The 17,787-nt window shown below is 67.4% G+C and carries 20 protein-coding genes; 13 read left to right on the top strand and 7 right to left on the bottom strand.

The window, feature by feature from the left end; all coding sequences use genetic code 11:
• Positions 1-54 precede the first annotated feature (54 nt).
• The 5 genes from ASE31_RS04820 to ASE31_RS04800 all read right to left on the bottom strand — a co-directional run bounded on the left by ASE31_RS04820 (position 55) and on the right by ASE31_RS04800 (position 4,798).
• Positions 55-513, bottom strand: coding sequence for a carboxymuconolactone decarboxylase family protein (locus tag ASE31_RS04820; protein WP_057200402.1), 459 nt, complete (start codon positions 511-513; stop codon positions 55-57).
• Between the two features lie 125 nt (positions 514-638).
• Positions 639-1,538 (bottom strand): RNA polymerase sigma-70 factor, encoded by a 900-nt coding sequence (locus tag ASE31_RS04815; protein ID WP_057200401.1) that lies wholly within the window; start codon positions 1,536-1,538, stop codon positions 639-641.
• An 80-nt stretch (positions 1,539-1,618) separates the two neighbouring features.
• A complete protein-coding gene (locus tag ASE31_RS04810) occupies positions 1,619-2,344 on the bottom strand; it encodes an aldolase (RefSeq protein WP_057200400.1) in 726 nt (241 codons plus the stop codon).
• A 32-nt stretch (positions 2,345-2,376) separates the two neighbouring features.
• Positions 2,377-3,612: a diaminopropionate ammonia-lyase gene (locus ASE31_RS04805; RefSeq protein ID WP_057200399.1), complete on the bottom strand. Its 1,236-nt coding sequence runs from the start codon at positions 3,610-3,612 to the stop codon at positions 2,377-2,379.
• 13 nt (positions 3,613-3,625) lie between these two features.
• The gene (locus tag ASE31_RS04800; RefSeq protein WP_057200398.1) at positions 3,626-4,798 is read right to left on the bottom strand and encodes a M20 aminoacylase family protein; all 1,173 of its coding nucleotides are present in this window, start codon (positions 4,796-4,798) and stop codon (positions 3,626-3,628) included.
• Positions 4,799-4,956: 158 nt separating this feature from the next.
• Between ASE31_RS04800 and ASE31_RS04795 the strand changes: the two genes are divergently transcribed.
• On the top strand, positions 4,957-5,457 hold the full coding sequence (locus tag ASE31_RS04795; protein ID WP_057200798.1) for an Lrp/AsnC family transcriptional regulator: 501 nt from the start codon (positions 4,957-4,959) through the stop codon (positions 5,455-5,457).
• Here the strand turns inward: ASE31_RS04795 and ASE31_RS04790 are convergent, their stop codons facing one another.
• Together ASE31_RS04790 and ASE31_RS04785 are read right to left on the bottom strand one after the other, a co-directional pair.
• Positions 5,458-5,718, bottom strand: coding sequence for a YkgJ family cysteine cluster protein (locus ASE31_RS04790; RefSeq protein ID WP_057200397.1), 261 nt, complete (start codon positions 5,716-5,718; stop codon positions 5,458-5,460).
• A gap of 23 nt (positions 5,719-5,741) precedes the next feature.
• Positions 5,742-6,332, bottom strand: coding sequence for an NADPH-dependent FMN reductase (locus tag ASE31_RS04785; RefSeq protein ID WP_057200396.1), 591 nt, complete (start codon positions 6,330-6,332; stop codon positions 5,742-5,744).
• A 373-nt stretch (positions 6,333-6,705) separates the two neighbouring features.
• Here ASE31_RS04785 and mnmG point away from each other — a divergent pair, with 373 nt between their 5' ends.
• The 12 genes from mnmG (at position 6,706) to lpoB (ending at position 17,773) form a co-directional block, all read left to right on the top strand.
• Positions 6,706-8,679: a tRNA uridine-5-carboxymethylaminomethyl(34) synthesis enzyme MnmG gene (gene mnmG, locus ASE31_RS04780; protein WP_057200395.1), complete on the top strand. Its 1,974-nt coding sequence runs from the start codon at positions 6,706-6,708 to the stop codon at positions 8,677-8,679.
• A complete protein-coding gene (locus tag ASE31_RS04775; protein WP_157412361.1) occupies positions 8,657-9,436 on the top strand; it encodes a hypothetical protein in 780 nt (259 codons plus the stop codon). The genes mnmG and ASE31_RS04775 overlap by 23 nt, the downstream gene beginning before the upstream one ends.
• A gap of 96 nt (positions 9,437-9,532) precedes the next feature.
• The gene (gene rsmG / locus ASE31_RS04770) at positions 9,533-10,210 is read left to right on the top strand and encodes a 16S rRNA (guanine(527)-N(7))-methyltransferase RsmG (RefSeq protein WP_057200797.1); all 678 of its coding nucleotides are present in this window, start codon (positions 9,533-9,535) and stop codon (positions 10,208-10,210) included.
• A gap of 122 nt (positions 10,211-10,332) precedes the next feature.
• Entirely contained in the window at positions 10,333-10,947 is a 615-nt protein-coding gene (locus ASE31_RS04765; RefSeq protein ID WP_057200393.1) for a LysE family transporter, read from the top strand.
• Between the two features lie 16 nt (positions 10,948-10,963).
• The gene (locus ASE31_RS04760) at positions 10,964-11,764 is read left to right on the top strand and encodes a ParA family protein (RefSeq protein ID WP_057200392.1); all 801 of its coding nucleotides are present in this window, start codon (positions 10,964-10,966) and stop codon (positions 11,762-11,764) included.
• A gap of 35 nt (positions 11,765-11,799) precedes the next feature.
• Complete coding sequence (locus ASE31_RS04755) at positions 11,800-12,369, top strand: alpha/beta hydrolase (RefSeq protein WP_200961071.1); 570 nt, start codon at positions 11,800-11,802, stop codon at positions 12,367-12,369.
• A gap of 6 nt (positions 12,370-12,375) precedes the next feature.
• Positions 12,376-12,672, top strand: a complete 297-nt coding sequence (locus tag ASE31_RS04750) for a cupin domain-containing protein (protein WP_057200391.1) — start codon at positions 12,376-12,378, stop codon at positions 12,670-12,672.
• Between the two features lie 57 nt (positions 12,673-12,729).
• The gene (locus tag ASE31_RS04745) at positions 12,730-13,647 is read left to right on the top strand and encodes a ParB/RepB/Spo0J family partition protein (RefSeq protein ID WP_057200390.1); all 918 of its coding nucleotides are present in this window, start codon (positions 12,730-12,732) and stop codon (positions 13,645-13,647) included.
• A 424-nt stretch (positions 13,648-14,071) separates the two neighbouring features.
• Positions 14,072-14,824 (top strand): hypothetical protein, encoded by a 753-nt coding sequence (locus ASE31_RS04740; protein ID WP_057200389.1) that lies wholly within the window; start codon positions 14,072-14,074, stop codon positions 14,822-14,824.
• A gap of 321 nt (positions 14,825-15,145) precedes the next feature.
• Positions 15,146-16,696 carry a COG3014 family protein gene (locus ASE31_RS04735; RefSeq protein WP_057200388.1) on the top strand — a complete coding sequence of 517 codons (1,551 nt, stop codon included), beginning with the start codon at positions 15,146-15,148 and terminating at the stop codon, positions 16,694-16,696.
• 31 nt (positions 16,697-16,727) lie between these two features.
• Entirely contained in the window at positions 16,728-17,126 is a 399-nt protein-coding gene (locus ASE31_RS04730) for a YcfL family protein (RefSeq protein ID WP_057200387.1), read from the top strand.
• Between the two features lie 29 nt (positions 17,127-17,155).
• Complete coding sequence (lpoB, locus tag ASE31_RS04725; protein WP_057200386.1) at positions 17,156-17,773, top strand: penicillin-binding protein activator LpoB; 618 nt, start codon at positions 17,156-17,158, stop codon at positions 17,771-17,773.
• Positions 17,774-17,787: the final 14 nt, after the last annotated feature.

Here is a 17,787-nt window from a genome sequence, read left to right as displayed (position 1 = left end):
CGGCCGGCCCCGTATTGTCGCCGACCTGGGTTCAGGGCGGGAAAACGCGCGCGTTCAGCCCGCCTGGACCGGGATGGGCGCGCGCATGCCTGCGTTGATCAGGTTCCAGGCGTTGATGACGCCGATGGCAAAGCCCAGCTCGGCGATTTCGGTGTCGTTGAACTGTGCCTTGAGCAGGGCGAACTCTGCGTCGCTGGCGTCGCTGTGCGGCGTGGCGGTGATGATCTCGGCCCAGCGCAAGGCGGTGCGCTCGCGCTCGCTGAAGAAGGGCGCTTCGCGCCAGCCGGCCACGGCGTTGAGGTGGCGCGGCTCCATGCCGTCCTTGACCAGATAGGTCCAGTGCATGTCCATGCAGTAGGCGCAGCCGTTGATCTGCGAGACGCGCAGGAAGACGAGTTCGGCCAGGCGGGCGCCGATGCTGCCCTTCTTGATGGTCTCGGACAGGTTCACGAGGCCCATGAAGGCCTTGTTGGCGAGCTGGTGGTAGGGCAGGCGGGCGGTGTGCTGGGACATGGTGGAAACTCCTGGTGGTGGTGATGAAGGGTGGAAACTGGAAGGCGCCGGGCCTTTCGTTGGCTTCCATACACTTCAAGACGCGTGGGCATGTGCCCTTGTGACAGCCGATCGCAAAAAAGTTTTCAGCCGAGTGTGAGCGGGATGCCCGCGAGCTTGTCCGGGTTGCGGATCGCGTAGATGGCGACGATGCGCTCGCCGTCGGTCACGATGGCCTGGGCCGATTCGAGCCGGCCGTCGATGTAGCGCAGCAGGCCCGGCTCGCCATTGATCAGCACCGGGCGGTAGACCACCTGCTCGGCCATGCGCCGCCACTGGGCCCAGAACAGGTTGGCGATGCGGAAGGCGCCCACCAGCGGGTGCGGGAAGGACTGCACCTTGCCACCGCCGTCACCGATGAGCATCGCGTCTTCGGACAGCAGGGCCTGTATGGCATCGCGCTGGCCGCTGTGGGCGGCGGCGATGAAGCGTTCGAGCAGCTGGTGGTGCACGCCCCGGGGCACCTCGAAGCGGGTGCGCGCCTGCTGCACGCGCTCGCTGGCGCGGTGCACCATCTGCCGACAGGTGGCCTCGGTCTTGCCCAGCTGGGCGGCGATCTCGGGGTAGTCGTAGTCGAACACCTGGCGCAGCAGAAAGGCGGCACGCTCCTCGGGCCCTAGGCGTTCGAGCACGTACAGGAAGGCGACCGAGAGTTCGCCCGCCAGCTCGGCCGCGGCCTCGGGCGTGTGCTCGTCGAGCTGCTCCACCAGCGGCTCGGGCAGCCACCAGCCGACATAGGCCTCGCGCTCAGCCTTGGCGGCACGCAGCCGGTCGATGGACAGGCGCGTGACCACGGTGACCAGCCAGGCCTCGGCCGACTGCAGGGTGCTGGTGTCCGCGTGGCTCCAGCGCAGCCAGGCGTCCTGCAGGGCGTCCTCGGCATCGGCACGCACGCCCAGCATGCGGTAGGCAATGCCGAACAGGCGCGGGCGCAGGGCGGTGAAGGTGTCACCGGCCTGGTAGGCCGGGGGCAGGTTGGTGGTCATGGCGCATCTCCAAGCGTAGTCTGGTCGATAACCAGACGCGCCAGGGGTCCGCTGTGTGACAGCCCGGAACCGCAAAATGCTCAGAGCGTCCTGCTCAGCGCCTCGAAGAACAGCTCGGACTGCAGGCGCTCGCCCATGGACTGCTCGCTGACGTGCTGCGCCAGCGCGGCGCTCGCCGGGGCCAGGGGGCGGCCGGTGGACTGCGCCAGCACCTGGGCCATGCAGGCGCGCTCCAGGTAGTACAGGTCGTCGTAGGCGTAGTCGATGCGGTCGCCGCAGACGACCACGCCGTGGTTGCCGAGGAAGCCGATGTCCGCCGCCTGCAGCACGCCGGCGATGCGTTCGCCCTCGTGCACATCGAGTGCGAAGCCGTTGTAGTGCGGGTCCACGGCCGTGCGGCCATGGAAGCGCATGGCGTTCTGCGAGAGCGTGGTGTCCAGGCAGCGGTCGGTGGTGAGCGTGAGCGCCGTGGCGTAGGGCATGTGGGTGTGCAGCACGCAGGCCTTCTTGCAGATGCGGTGGATCGCGGCATGGATGAACATGGCCGTGGGTTCCACCTCGTGGCGGCCAGCCAGGCGCTGGCCCTGTTCGTCGATGAGCACGATGTCCTCGGCCTGCACCTCGCTCCACATCAGGCCGCGCGGATTGAGCAGGAAGCGGCCCGAGCCATCGGGCAGTTCGACGCTGAAATGGTTGCACACGCCTTCGGACAGGCCGTGGTGGGCGGCGGCACGCAGGGCCAGGGCCAGGTCGTCGCGCAGGCGGCGCACCTCGGGTGCGTCGAAATCAAGGGCGGAAGGGGTCATCGGGGTTCCTGGGGTCGTGGGTTCATCCATTGTCATCCGTGCGACGGGCGTGCCATCCATGCAAGCTGGGCCTGCAGCACGCTGGCAGGGCTGCGGCCGGTGATGGCTTCGTAGACGCCCGGGGCGGTAGCGCCTTCGGTGCTGATCAGCAGCACGCGGGAGTCGGCGCCGAGGCCGGCCTGGGCGGCCAGCTCCGGGTTGGCCATGAGCGCGACCAGCCCGGCCAGGCTGGCGGCGCCCGATTCGCCGCTGAGCACGGGCATGTCGCCGGCGGCGCCACTGGCCAGGGTGCGCATGGCCTCCTCGGCCTGGGCGTCGCCCACCGTCATGAACAGGTCCACCGCAGGCTGCAGAAAGCGCCAGGCCAGGGGCGAGGTCTCGCCGCAGGCCAGGCCCGCCATCACCGAGTCCACGCTGCCCGTGGCGCGTGCCGGCCGGCCAGCGATGGCGCTCTGCAGCAGGCAGTCGGCCTGTTCGGGCTCCACGGCGATGAAGGCCGGGCGCCGGGCGCCGTAGCGCTCCCAGAAATGGCCGACGACGCCCGCGGTCAGGCCGCCCACGCCACCCTGCAGCAGCACATGGGTGAAGGGGCTGGCGCCATCGGTGCGCGTGGGGATCTGCTCGAGCAGCTCCTCGACCAGGATGCCGTAGCCCTGCATCACGTCGCGCGGAATCTCTTCGTAGCCGTCGTACGAGGTGTCGGAGACCACCCACCAGCCGTGGGCGCGGGCCAGGCGCTCGGCCTCCTGCACGGAATCGTCGTAGTTGCCGGCGATGCGCACGACCTCGGCGCCCAGCGCGCGGATGGGCTGCTCGCGCTCGGCGCTGACGTGGGCATGCAGAACGATGACGCAGCGGCAGCCGATGCTCTGCGCAGCAGCGGCCAGGGCCCGGCCGTGGTTGCCGTCGGTGGCGCTGATGACCGTGAAATCGGCAAGGTCCGACGCATGCCGGCCGGCGAGCAGGTCGGCGGGTGCCCAGGCTTCAGCGGGCCACTGGCGCCGCACCAGGCGCAGCAGCGCCACGGGCGCACCCAGTGCCTTGAAGCTGGCGAGCGGCGAGCGCACCGATTCGTCCTTCACATGGATCTGACCGAGCCCCAGTTGCCGCGCCAGGTGGGGCAGGGCGTGCAGCGGGGTGCTGCCAAGGCGCAGCTGATTCCAGCCAGAGAGCCACAGGCGGCTTTCGTGGCCCTGGGCGAGGTTCATCACGCGCTGCAGGTGGGTGTCGTAGGGGCGGCGTGTGGCCTGGGGGTTGGTGAACAGCATGGGATTCTCGGATTCAGGAAATGGGCAGGCGCACGCGGGCGATTTCTGCGAAGTAGCGCGCGCCTATAGGCAACACGGTATCGTTGAAGTCGTAGCCGGCGTTGTGCAAGGGCACGCCACCGGGGCCGCCGGCCTCGCCGTTGCCGATGAACATGAACGCCCCGGGGACCACCTGCAGGAAGGCGCCGAAATCCTCGGAGATCATCATCGGTGTGACATTGCGGTCCAGGCGCTCGGCACCGATGACGGCCTCTGCGGCGGCACTGGCCACCTCCACGCAGGCCGGCCAGTTCACGGTGGGTGCGAACTCGTGTGTGTAGCTGAAGCGGCAGGTGGCGCCGTGCGCCGCGCAGATGCCTTCGCAGATCTCGCGCATGCGTTTTTCCAGGAGGGCCTGGACCGCCGGCGAATAGCTGCGCGTGTCGCCCTGGATGGTGACGTGGGTGGGCAGGGCGTTGCGGATGCCGTCGGTGGTGAATTCGGTGCATGAGATGACGGCGGGCTGGCTCGGGTCCACCGAGCGGGCCACCACGGTCTGCAGGGCGAGCACGATCTCGGCGCCGATGACCAGCGGGTCCACCGCCATGTGCGGGCGCGCCGCGTGGCCGCCGCGACCGGTGATCGCTATGGTGAAGTTGTCCTCGCTGGCCATGAGGCCGCCGCTGCGTATGGCCATGTGGCCGGCCGGCATGCCGGGGATGTTGTGTGCGCCGTAGATCTCATCGACGGGGAAGCGCTCGAACAGGCCATCGGCCATCATCGCGGCGGCGCCTTTGCCATGCTCCTCGGCAGGCTGGAAGATGAAGCGCACCGTGCCGTCGAAGTCGCGGCGCTCGGCCAGCAGCTGCGCGGCGCCGAGCACCATGGCCATGTGGCCGTCGTGCCCGCAGGCATGCATGCAGCCTGGGTGGCTGGAGGCATGGGCCCGGCCGGGGGCGGCCTCGGCCATTGCCAGGGCATCCATATCGGCGCGCAGGCCGATGGTGGGGCCGCCGCTGCCCACGCTGAGGTTGGCCACCACCCCGGTGCCGCCGATGCCTCGATGGACGTCGAGGCCCAATGCCGAGAGGATGCGCGCCACGTAGTCGGCCGTCTGCACCTCGTTGAATCCGGTCTCGGGGTGGCGGTGCAGGTGGTGGCGCCAGCGCACGAGCTGCTGGTCGAAGTCGGCGGCGGGGGTGGTCATGGCAATGCGCTCCCAGATGTCGGATGGTTCCTACGCATTGTTGGGGTGGGTGCCCGGTTGAAACCACCGCAATACGGCGTTCAATGACGTATCTGTCTCACCATTTGGAGAAGCGTGATGCATTTGTCCCATCGTCCTTTGGTATCGTGGGCGGGCCCATGAACCTTGACCGCCTGGACATCCAGATCCTCAACCTGCTGCAGGAAGACGCCTCGCAGCCGCTGCGCGTGCTGGCCCGCAAGGTCAACAGCTCGCCGGCCACCTGCCAGCGGCGCATTGCCATCCTGCGCGCGGCGGGCATCCTGCTCAAGCAGGTCGCGGTGGTGAACCGGCAGCGCGTGGGGCGCGCGCTCACGGTGTTCGTGTCGGTGGAGCTGGACAAGCAGAACGATGCGCTGCTGCGCAACTTCGAGGCCAAGATGGCGGCGCAGGACGATGTGATGGCCTGCTACGAGGTCTCGGGTGAGTTCGACTTTCTGCTGATCATCAACTCCGCGTCGATGGAGCGCTACCACGCGTTTACGCGCGAGGTGTTTTCGTCGAACAACAATGTGCGCAACTTCAAGAGCACCTTCGCGATGAACTGCTCCAAGTTCGAAACCCGGGTGGCGCTGGATGTGCCGCCCGAGGCCGACAAGGACGACGACGAGGAAGACTGATCAGGCCGAGGGGCGGGTAAGGTCTTCGAGCCGGGTCAGGAAGGCCATGGCCGCTGGCGTGCTGTCGGCGCACATCTCGGCCGAGGGCTGCAGGCCGCTGCAGACGGCAGGGCGTGCAGGGTGCCCAAAAATGAGGCAGCGTGCGTCGTCCCCGAGCTGGATGCAGCGCACACCCGCCGGCTTGCCCTGGGGCATGCCGGGGATGGGCGAGCTGATGGACGGGGCGGTGCAGCAGGCGCCGCAGCCGGATCGGCATTGCATCAGATTGCTATAAATTTTATAGCTTAAGCGGCGTTCAGGCGGGCGGAGGCCCACAGCACCTGGTCGACCACGGCACGCACGCGTTCGCGATGGACGGGTTGCACCAGGGCACCCGCTTGGTCGAAAGCCGTGCTGGCCTGGCCCAGGGCAAAGGCTTTGGGTGCCAGCCAGCACTCCAGGTTGTGCAGCAGCGGTGCCAGGTGGCTTTGCGAGCGCAGGCCGCCCAGGCCGCCGTTGGAGGCGCTGAGCATGCCCACCACCTTGCCGCGGAAGGGCTTGGTGCCGTCCTGCCACTCGGGGTTGCCGTTCACGGGGCTCGATGCCCAGTCGATGGTGTTCTTGAGCAGGGCGGTGTAGCTGCCGTTGTACTCGGGCGAGCAGACGATCCAGGCCGGGTGCGCCCACAGCACCTGTTTGAGCCGCACCACGTCGGCCGGCGTGCCTTGCGCCTCCAGGTCGGCGTTGTACATGGGGATGTCGAAGTCCGACAGCTCCAGCAGCGTGACCTCGGCACCCGCATCGCGGGCGATCGCGGCGGTCGCGTGGGCCAGGCGGCGGTTGAACGATTGCTGGCGCGTGCTGCCGGCGAAGACGAGGAGCGGGTTCTTGTGCATAGCTGGATTGGAGCACAGGGCAAGGGCAGGATTCCTGCAAGCGCGCCGGAGTGCTCTCGCCGTGGCGCAACTTGGAAGCTGCACAGTGAAGGGTTCCACGTGAAACATCGCTGTGCAGCTGTCCGTGTGGACCGCTGCCATCCGTACCCGCTAATCGCCCACCAGTCGGGTAGGGCGGCGGACGATAGGGCTGCCCGCAGACAGGGCTGGCGCAAAGTGGGAAAATCCCGGGTTGCCCGCCCGGGCAGGGTGCAGGCTTGCATCCCCGCACTCGGGCGGGGCCGGTACATACGGCAGGCCCTGGCGGGGCCCGCCCACAGGTGTCGTACCGGGTTTTTTGATTATCGGGCCCGACAGGCCCCGGAGCGTTCCCATGTTGTACCCCCAGGAATTTGATGTGATCGTCGTCGGCGGTGGCCATGCCGGCACCGAGGCCGCGCTGGCGGCTGCCCGCATGGGCAGCAAGACGCTGCTGCTCACGCACAACATCGAGACGCTGGGGCAGATGAGCTGCAACCCCAGCATCGGCGGCATCGGCAAAGGCCACCTGGTCAAGGAGGTGGACGCCCTGGGCGGCGCCATGGCGTTGGCCACGGACGAGGGCGGCATCCAGTTCCGCATCCTCAACAGTTCCAAGGGCCCAGCCGTGCGCGCTACCCGTGCGCAGGCCGACCGCATTCTGTACAAGGCCGCCATCCGCCGCATGCTGGAGAACCAGCCCAACCTGTGGCTGTTCCAGCAGGCGGTGGACGACCTGATGGTGGAGGGCGACCGGGTGGTGGGCGCCGTCACGCAGGTGGGCATCCGCTTCCGTTCGCGCACGGTGGTGCTCACGGCCGGCACCTTCCTCGATGGCAAGATCCATGTGGGCTTGAACAACTACGCGGCCGGCCGGGCAGGGGACCCACCCGCCGTGTCGCTGTCGGCACGCCTCAAGGAGCTCAAGCTGCCCCAGGGGCGCCTGAAGACCGGTACGCCGCCGCGCCTGGATGGGCGCAGCATCGACTTTTCCAAGTGCGCGGAGCAGCCCGGCGACGGCATGCCGGGCGGCGTGAACGAGGGCACGGTGCCGGTGTTCAGCTTCATGGGCCATGCGACCATGCACCCGCGCCAGATGCCGTGCTGGGTGACGCACACCAACGAGCGCACGCACGAGATCATCCGCAGCGGCTTCGACCGCAGCCCCATGTTCACCGGCAAGATCGAGGGCGTGGGCCCGCGCTACTGCCCGAGCGTGGAAGACAAGATCAACCGCTTTGCCGACAAGGACAGCCACCAGATCTTTCTGGAACCCGAAGGCCTGACCACGCACGAGTTTTACCCCAACGGCATCAGCACCAGCCTGCCGTTCGACATCCAGTACGAGCTGGTGCGCAGCATGCCGGGTCTGGAGAACGCGCACATCCTGCGCCCGGGATACGCCATCGAGTACGACTACTTCGACCCGCGCTCGCTCAAGAGCAGCTTCGAGACGCGCCAGATCCAGGGCCTGTTCTTTGCAGGCCAGATCAATGGAACAACGGGCTACGAAGAAGCCGCCGCCCAAGGTCTGTTCGCTGGCGTCAACGCGGCGTTGCAGTGCCGGGGCGATGGCCCCTGGCTGCCGGGCCGCGACGAGGCCTACCTGGGCGTGCTGGTGGACGACCTGATCACCAAGGGCGTGAACGAGCCCTACCGCATGTTCACCAGCCGGGCCGAGTTCCGCCTGCAGCTGCGTGAGGACAATGCCGACCTGCGCCTGACCGAGATGGGCCGCAAGATGGGTCTGGTGGACGATGCCCGCTGGGACGCCTTCAGCCGCAAGCGCGACGCTGTTTCACGTGAAACAGAGCGCCTCAAGGCCACCTGGGTGAACCCACGCAGCCTGCCTGCGGCCGAGTCCGAACGGGTATTGGGCAAGAGCATCGAGCACGAGTACAACCTGTTCGAGCTGCTGCGCCGACCTGATGTGGGCTACGCGGCGCTGGTGGGTATGGACGGTGGCAAGTACGCCTCGGCCGATGTTTCACGTGAAACCCTGGGCAGCTTGAACGAGTCTGTTGTTGAGCAGCTGGAGATCGCGGCCAAGTACTCGGGCTACATCGACCGCCAGAAGGATGAGGTGGAGCGCGCCGCCCACTACGAGAGCCTCAAGCTGCCGGACGACCTGGATTACATGCAGGTGTCGGCGCTCTCCATCGAGGCGCGCCAGATTTTGACCCGCCACCGCCCCGAAACGCTGGGCCTGGCATCGCGCATCTCGGGCATCACGCCTGCGACGATTTCACTGCTCATGGTGCATCTCAAGAAGGGCGCTTTCCGTGGTATTGCCGGCGCACGTGCCCATGCAGAAACCACAGCGCACTGAGCGGCCCGTGGCCGGCAAAGGCAGGGCAGGGCTGCGCGCGCGCCAGCGCGGCGAGTTGTTGATGGTGCGTGCCATCGCCGTGGTGGCTGTTTTGGTGCTGCTGCTGGCCATTCCGCTGTGGATGAAGCACCAGCGCGACAAGCGCGCCGAGGCGCAAACCGGCAAGGAAAGCGCTGTGTTGTCGCGAGGCACTCCTGTTCCCGTCCGCCCGGCACAGACGGTGGCGTCCGGGGCGGTGTCCACGGCAGCGGTGCCAGCGGCGGCCAGCTCGGGCATCGGCCATGGCCTCACCTTTGCGGTGGTGGCGGACGATGCCACCGTGCCCGCCGAGATCGCTCGCCTGGGCTGCGCAGGGGAGCCCCGCGCGACGGATCGGCCCTTGAAGGACGACCACCCCTGCAACCACCAGCAGGGCGACACCTCGTGCCGCGTGGTGCTGCCCGTGCTGTGCATCCAACCCGGCACAGCTGCCAAACCTGCAGGGGCCTCCGATGCCATCTATGCCGGTTGGACCGGTGGCATGCTGGCACCGACCCAGCCCGTGATGGGCGCGATCCTGACCTCCGCAGCCCTGGCGTCGGCCCGGTGCGAAAAGGAGTTAGGCAGCGGCTGGCGCATGGCCGATGTGCTGGATGGCCTGAACAGCGGCGGCCTGCAGGGCATGCGCACCACGAATACGACCCTGGGTCAGGGCACCCGCTACTGGGTGCAGACCAAGGACCAGCCAGCCAACTGCTGGAACAGCGCCGGCTCCTGATGGCCGCAGTGGTTGGGTGGTTTCACGTGGAACCACCGAGCGAAACCACGCAACCCGACGCACTGCCTACTGAACAACGGATACCGAGAGATGGTCATGAACACCCCTTCCGCCACCACGGCGGCCTTCCGCCCCACGCTGCTGTCGGCCGCCGAGCAACTGGGCGTACCGCTCACCGGTGCGCAGGCCGATGCCCTGCTGTGCTACCTGGACCTGATCCAGAAGTGGACCAAGGTCTACAACCTCACGGCCGTGCGTGACCCGAAGGAGATGCTGACCCACCACCTGCTGGACAGCCTGGCGGCGGTACCGCCGCTGCGCCGCGCGTTGGCGCAAGAGGCCTTGCCGCCAGGGCAGGGTGCCCGCCTGCTCGACGTAGGTGCCGGTGCCGGCCTGCCGGGCGTGGTGATCGCCGTCTGCTGCCCTGAAGTGGATGTGAGCTGCGTGGACACGGTGGCCAAGAAGGCCGCCTTCATCCAGCAGGTAGCGGTGTCTCTCAAGCTCCCCAACCTGCGTGGCGTGCATGCCCGGGTCGAGAGCCTGGACGGCCCCTTCGACGTGGTGACCAGCCGGGCCTTCGCCTCGCTGGTGGATTTCACCACCTGGTCGCGCCAGGCACTGGGCGCGCAGAGCGTGTGGCTGGCCATGAAGGGCAAGCACCCCACGGAGGAAATTGCGGCCCTGCCTGCCAGCGTGCAGGTGTTTCACGTGGAACAGCTCACCGTGCCGGGCCTGGAGGCCGAGCGCTGCATCGTCTGGATGCGCCCGGCATGACCCGCTGTTGGTAAAAAGGGCAAGGTCCCGCGCACGGGTCGCGTAAACTCGCCGCTCGCTGCTCGTTTGTTGTCGCAGCAGTATTCGCCCACTCGCGGCTCGTCTTTCCCCTGGGGGTTCTCATGTTTGGCATTGCGGATTACGGCGCCTTCGTGGCTGCCATCGTGCTGTTCCTGGCGATCCCCGGCCCGGGCAATCTGGCCTTGATCACCTCCACCAGCAAGGGCGGCATCCGCGGTGGCCTGGCTGCCACCATGGGGGTGATCGCCGGCGACCAGGTGTTGATGTGGATGGCGGTGGCCGGCGTGGCCGCGCTGCTGTCCACCTACCCCACCGCCTTCCATGCCGTGCAGTGGCTCGGCGCCGCCTACCTGGCCTGGCTGGGCTTCAAGATGCTCACGGCCAAGCCCGGTGCACAGCCCATCCTCAACATCGAGCCGCGCCACTACTTCAAGCAGGCCGCGCTGATCACCTTGCTCAACCCCAAGGCCATCGTGTTCTACATGGCGTTCTTCCCGCTGTTCGTCGACCCGGCCCGCCACCAGGGCCTGCTGACCTTCGGCGTGATGGCGGCCACCGTGGCGGCCCTCACCTTTGCCTACGGCCTCATTGCCGTGCTGCTGACCCACCATCTGGCGGAGCGCATGCGCGCCAACCCCACTATCGGCCGTGTGCTCGAAAAAGTCGCCGGCGTGTTTCTGATCGGCTTCGGCATCAAGCTGGCCATTTCGAAGTAAACAAGGCATCCACCCCATGGCCCAGATTTTTTGCATTGCCAACCAGAAGGGTGGTGTCGGCAAGACCACCACCACCGTCAACCTGGCGGCCGGCCTGGCGAAGATCGGCCAGCGCGTGCTGATGGTGGACCTGGACCCGCAGGGCAATGCCACCATGGGTTCGAACCTGGACAAGCGCAAGCTCGACCTCACGGTCTACGACGTGCTGCTCGAATCCGCCTCGGTGCGCGAGGCGGCGGTGCTCTCCGAGAAATGCGGCTACCATGTGCTGGGCGCCAACCGCGAACTGGCCGGCGCCGAGGTCGAGCTGGTGGCATTGGAGCATCGCGAAAAGCGCCTCAAGGCCGCGCTGGCCGAAGTGGATGCGGACTACGACTTCGTGCTCATCGACTGCCCGCCCTCGCTTTCCATGCTCACCTTGAACGGCCTGTGCTCGGCCCATGGCGTGGTCGTGCCCATGCAATGCGAGTACTTCGCGCTCGAAGGCCTGACCGACCTGGTCAACACCATCAAGCAGGTGCACGCCAACCTCAATGCCGACCTGCAGATCATCGGCCTGCTGCGCGTGATGTTCGACCCGCGCATCACCTTGCAGCAACAGGTGAGCGAGCAGCTCAAGGACCACTTCGGCGACAAGGTGTTCAACACGGTGATCCCGCGCAACGTGCGCCTGGCCGAAGCCCCGAGCTACGGCCTGCCTGGCGTGGTGTTCGACCCGCTGGCCAAGGGCAGCCAGGCCTTCATCGAGTTCGCGCAGGAGATGGTCGAGCGTGTGCAGAGCATGAAGGCGCTGGGCAAGAAGCCCGCCGTTGTCTGATCGAGCATCTGCCTGCTTGCTATCAAATTCATAGTATGAATGTGACCCCCGATACCGTCCTCGTGCTGCCCGGCTGGCAGAGCTCCGGCCCCGACCACTGGCAGAGCCGCTGGGAGGCGCTGCATGGCTTTGCGCGCGTGGAGCAGCACGACTGGATGCGCCCGCTGCGCGGTGACTGGACGGCGCGGCTCGAAGAAACCATCGTCGATGCCCCCGGCTCCGTGGTGCTGGTGGCGCACAGCCTGGGCTGCATCCTCACCGCCCGGTGGGCTGCGCACTCGTCCCACACGCACCGCGTAAAGGGTGCGCTGCTGGTGGCGCCGGGCGACGTGGAGCGCGAGGACATCGCCGGCTACCTGCCGGGCTGGTCGCCGATTGCGCGCCAGCCCCTGCCGTTCCCTGCCGTGCTGGTGGGTAGCCGCAACGACCCGTACTGCAGCTTCGAGCGGGCTGAGGGCCTGGCCCAGGCCTGGGGCGCGCGTTTCATCGACTACGGCGAGCGCGGGCACATCAATGCCGGGTCGGGCCTGGCGGACTGGCCCGAGGGGCTTGCCCTGCTGGCCGGCCTGCAATCGCCCGCCGTACCACCGCAGCCCATCACGTGACCCGCCATGTCCAAAACCAATCTCCTTGAGACAGCCCGGTCGTTTCCGAACGCCTGGTCGTCGCGCGTCATCGGCCGGGCCGCCAACGCCAACGTCAAGGTGCTGCGCATGGACGACGGTGCCTACCCCGACGAGTCGCACGACTTCGACGAGGCCCTGCTCGTGATCGAGGGCTGCATGCGCCTGGATCTGCAGGGCCAGGTCACCGAGGTGCAGGCCGGCGAGGTCTTCATCGTGCCCGCCGGCGTGCCGCATGCGGTGGCGCCGGGCAGCCATGGCACGCTGGTGATCATCGACCAGTGATGGCGGCGCCGCGCCGTCCCTGATTCCCAGAACATAGAAAAAGAAAGCTCTCTCACCATGGTCACCAAAAAACCCAAGGGCCTCGGACGCGGCCTTGAAGCCCTGCTGGGCCCCAAGGTCAGCGAAGCCTCCGAGCAAGCCCACGCGGCCGATGCCGGCCTGCCCAACACGCTGATGCTGGCCGAGATGGTGCCCGGCATGTACCAGCCGCGCACGCGCATGGACGAGGGCGCGCTGTACGAGCTGGCCGAGAGCATCAAGGTGCAGGGCATCATGCAGCCCATCCTGGTGCGGCGCCTGGCCGATGGCGAGAACGCCGGCAAGTACGAAATCATCGCCGGCGAGCGGCGCTTCCGTGCCGCGCGGCTGGCCGGGCTGGACCGCGTGCCGGTGTTGGTGCGCGACGTGCCCAACGAGGCTGCGGCCGCGATGGCGCTGATCGAGAACATCCAGCGCGAAGACCTGAACCCGCTCGAAGAGGCCCATGGTCTGCAGCGCCTGGTCAAGGAGTTCGGCCTCACGCACGAGCTGGCCGCTCAGGCTGTGGGCCGCTCGCGCAGCGCCGCGAGCAACCTGCTGCGCCTGTTGAACCTGGCCGAGCCGGTGCAGACCATGCTCATGGCCGGCGACATCGACATGGGCCATGCGCGCGCGCTGCTGTCGCTGGACCGTGCGGCGCAGATCACGGCCGGCAACCAGATCGCGGCCAAGAAGCTCTCGGTGCGCGAGGCCGAGGCCCTGGTCAAGAAGATCGGTGCCGAGTTCAGCCTCATGCCGCAAAAGCCCCAGAAGGAAAAATCGCGCGACCTGCGGCGCGTGGAAGAAGAGCTGTCCGACCTGCTCATGGCCGAGGTCGAGGTGCGCGTGAAGAAGCGCGTGAAGCGGGCAGGGCGCGTGGAAGACATGGGTGAGCTGGCGATCCAGTTCGGCTCCATCGAAGAACTCAACGGCCTGATCGAGCGCCTGCGCGGCTAACAAAATTCTTCTGGCGTCGTTGCTGCGTCTTGTCGTACCCGTCGTACTGCCTGCGACGCAGCGCTTGGCCAGAACCGCTTCGCTGAGTTTTGTTGTCCGCTCTGGGCGGTGCCTGTTCAGGGCGCACGGAGCCCTCTGGCACGGGGCCACGTGACAAAGTGCACACAATCGTGCCGCGGCGGCTTGCACAGGCGTGTTGCGGTGCGCCATGCCGGCCTACACTGCGCTCCATTCCATCCCGGGGCATGTGCACCGGGGGAGTTCTGGAGAGCCCCATGTCCCGCGCACACCGCCCGCCGTTCCCTGCCGTCCTGGCCACAGGATGGTGCCTGCCGGGCGTGGCCATTTGCGCCATTTGCGCGCAGACTGTGCGCCTGATCGTCTCCGGCACCGCCCATTCCCAGCAAGGCCTTTTCGGCCTGTAATGTATATGCCACTGCGCCTGCTGCCCTGGCCCCTTCCCGCGCTGCTGGCGTGGGCGGGAGCATGGCTGCTGTACCTCAGCCTGCAGCGGGCCGTGCCCCCCATGGCGGCGCTGGTGGCCGCCTGCCTGCTGGGCACGGCTGCGAGCCTGCTGGGTGCCAGCTGGTGGCGCCGCGCGCTGATTGCGCTGGGCTTTCCGCTGTCGCTGGCGATCACCGGCCTGGCCAGCCTGCCGGCCTGGGCCTGGCTGGTGCCGCTGGCCCTGCTGCTGGCGGTCTACCCCCTCAATGCCTGGCGTGACGCGCCCATCTTCCCCACGCCGCGCCATGCGCTGCAGGCGCTGGCGGTACAGGTTTCCCTGGCGCCGGGCGCCCGGGTGCTCGACGCCGGCTGCGGCCTGGGCGATGGCCTCATCGCGCTGCGCCACGCCTATCCCGATGCACGCATGGAGGGCCTGGAATGGAGTTGGCCACTGCGCCTGGCCTGCGCGCTGCGCTGCCCCTGGGCCAAGGTGCGCCGTGGCGACATGTGGCAGGCCGACTGGAGCGGCTACCAGATGGTCTACCTGTTCCAGCGCCCCGAGAGCATGGCCCGCGCCGCCGCCAAGGCCCAGGCCGAGATGGCCCCCGGCTCCTGGCTGGTGAGCCTGGAGTTCGCCGTGCCCGGCCTGCTGCCCCGTGCCCAGCTGCGTGCACCGGGCGGTCGGGTGGTGTGGATCTACCGCCTGCCCTTGCTGACTGAAAAGGGGGCCTGAAATGCACCGCTACAACTGTTTTCCCCAGCCCTTGTCGGTTACAGAAAAGATACATCCTTTTGCTACATTGCGCCCTGGCTTCAGAGCACACAAGAACCAAGAAATTCACAGCCACAAGGGGCTTGCAGCCGCAACCGCGAGGACCAGCGCCAGGAGGGAGCGCGAGGTCCTGCACAGCTTTCCTTGTCCGGTCGACAACCTCCATCGCAATCAGCATGCCGCGTTCGGCACCCCCATGGGTGTCTGCCGCCGCGTTGCTGTAGCAGGGGCGCGTCGCCGGGGTTTTCTGGTGAACACCCGAATCATTTGCAAGGAGTATTCATGACCATTCGACCCCAATTCCGCCCCCGCCTTCTGTGGGTGCTGGCGCTGAGCGCCGCCCTCACGGGCTGCGCGACGATGCAGAGCCATGACAAGCTCGCCAGCGACGTGCAGGGCGCCGGCCGCAGCGGTGGCATTCCCGCCGCCATCGCGCAGCTCGAATCCACGGCCAAGACCGAGGACGAGAAGACCGCGCTGCTCTTCAACATGGAGCGCGGCGAGCTGCTGCGCATGGACCGCCGCTACGCGGACAGCACGAACGCCTTCCTGCTGGCCGACGTGAAGGTCAAGGAATGGGAAGACACGGCCAAGAGCAATCCGCAAAAGCTCATGGGCACCGTGGGCGCAGCGCTGATCAGCGAGCGCCTGAAGGCCTATGAAGGCCAGGACTACGAGAAGGTCTGGCTGACCACGCGCCTGGCGCTCAACCGCGTGGCCGTGGGCGACGTGGAAAACGCCCGCGTGGACATCAAGCGCACGCATGAGCGCGAAGCCATCATTGCCGAGTTCCGCTCCAAGGAAACCCTGGCGGCCGAGCAGGAAGCCAAGTCCAAGGGCGCCACCTCGGGCGGCAAGGAGCTCAACGGCTACCCCGTCGAGACCTTCAACGACCCCGAAGTGCTGGCCCTGAAGAACGGCTACCAGAATGCTCTGAGCCATTACCTGGCCGGCTTCCTGTACGAAATGCTCAATGAGCCGGGCCTGGCCGCGCCAGGCTACCGCAAGGCCATCGAGCTCAAGCCCGAGACCGGCGTGCTCGAAGAAGGCCTGCGCGGCCTGGACAGCCGCACCAGCTTCACCTGGAAGCGCCGCCAGCGCATGACCGACGTGCTGTTCGTGGTCGAGGCCGGCGACGCCCCTGCGCGCAAGCCCCGCGCCTTCACCCTGCCGGTGCCCGTGGGCAGCCGCTGGACCACGGTGAGCGTTTCCTACCCCGTGATCGAGCCTTCGCGCGACGCGCCGCTGACCAACCTGTCGGCCGCCGGCACGGACTTCAAGCTCGAAAAAGTGGTTGACGTGAACGTGATGGCACGCCGCGCCCTGAAGGACGAAATGCCCGGCATGGTGCTGCGCGGCTTCACGCGCGCCGTCGCCAAGGGCGTGCTGCAGGACCAGCTGCAAAAGAAGGGCGGCCTGCTGGGCGGCATCGTGGGTGCCGTGGCGGCCTCGGCCACCGAACAGGCCGATGACCGCATGTGGCGCATGCTGCCCGGCCGTGTCTACGTGGCCCGTGGCTACCTGCCACCCGGAGAGCACACCATCACCATCAACGGCCGCGCACTGCCGCAGCCCGTGAAGGTCGACGGCCAGTACGCCCTGGTGCCCCTGCGCCTGTACGAGAACAGCGTGCTCATGGGCGACGTGGCCTCGGTCGGCCAACTGGCCGCAACGGCTTCCACGGCCGCCGTGGCCCCAGCGGTCGACGTGCCTTCCTCGTCCACCAAGACGATCTCCACGACGACGACGACCACCAAGACAACCACCACCACCAACCGCACGCGGCCTGCGGCCAAGCCCGCGGCAGCGCCCGTGACCCCGGCCAAGAACTGAACCGAAGACCGTTTTCCAAGGAGCCTTACCCATGACTATCCGCACCCACCTGACCGCCATCGGCGTCGCCGTGATGGCACTGACCGGCGCTGCGGCCCACGCCCAGCTGCACGACCCTGCGACCCCCATCGCCGTGGCCTCCAAGGTGGCGTTGCGCGGCGAAGCCAACAGCATCGCCGTGCGCGAGATGCGCATCGTGCGCACCAACGAGATCCTGGTGGTGCAGGCCGACATGGCCAACATGGGCCGCACCGACCGCACCGTGTTCTACCGCTTCAAGTGGCTGGACCAGGTGGGCAACCAGGTGGGTGACGGAGAGTCGTGGAAGCAGATGAGTGTGCTGGGCCTGGGCCAGCAGACCGTCAAGAGCGTAGCCCCCACCAGCGCCGCAGTCGACCTGCGCCTGGAAATGAACGTAGAACCGCGCTGAACACCGCAGCGCCGACCGGAGAAAACACCATGCAACGCAACAGCAGCATCCAGCGCACCGCGCTCGTCCTGGCCTTCGCGGCCAGCACTCTGGCCCTCTCGGCCTGCCAGAACCTGTCCTCGCCCACCGTGCGCTTTGACCGCCAGGTCAACTACGGCGACGCCAAGGCCGTGGAACTGGTGACCAACGAGTTCGGCTCCACCGACCTGCAGATGATCGCCGAGAAGATGACCGGTGGCCTGCTCGAAACGGGCATCTTCCAGGGCCGCCCCACGGTGACCATCTCCACCGTGAAGAACAAGACCAGCGAGTACATCGACACCACCAACGTGATGAACTCGATACAGACCTCGCTGGTCAAGTCCGGCAAGGTGCGCTTCGTGCGCTCCATCAACGAGATGCAGCAGGGCGTGGACGAGCTGCAGCGCCAGAACCAGAGCGGCCTGTACAAGCAGGGCACCACCGCCAAGGTCGGCCAGATGACGGCCGCCAAGTACAGCATGGAAGGCGAGCTGACCAGCATCGTCAAGCAGAGCAACTCCACCAAGGACGTGTACTACAAGTTCACGCTCAAGCTGTTCGACGTGCAGGAAGGCACCGTGGAATGGCAGGACGAAAAAGAAATCCGCAAGACCAGCAAGCGCTGATCGACCACGGCACT

Origin of the sequence: Acidovorax sp. Root217 (assembly GCF_001428645.1) — a bacterium.
Taxonomy (GTDB): domain Bacteria; phylum Pseudomonadota; class Gammaproteobacteria; order Burkholderiales; family Burkholderiaceae_C; genus Acidovorax.
This window is presented reverse-complemented; position numbering and strand designations above follow the sequence as displayed.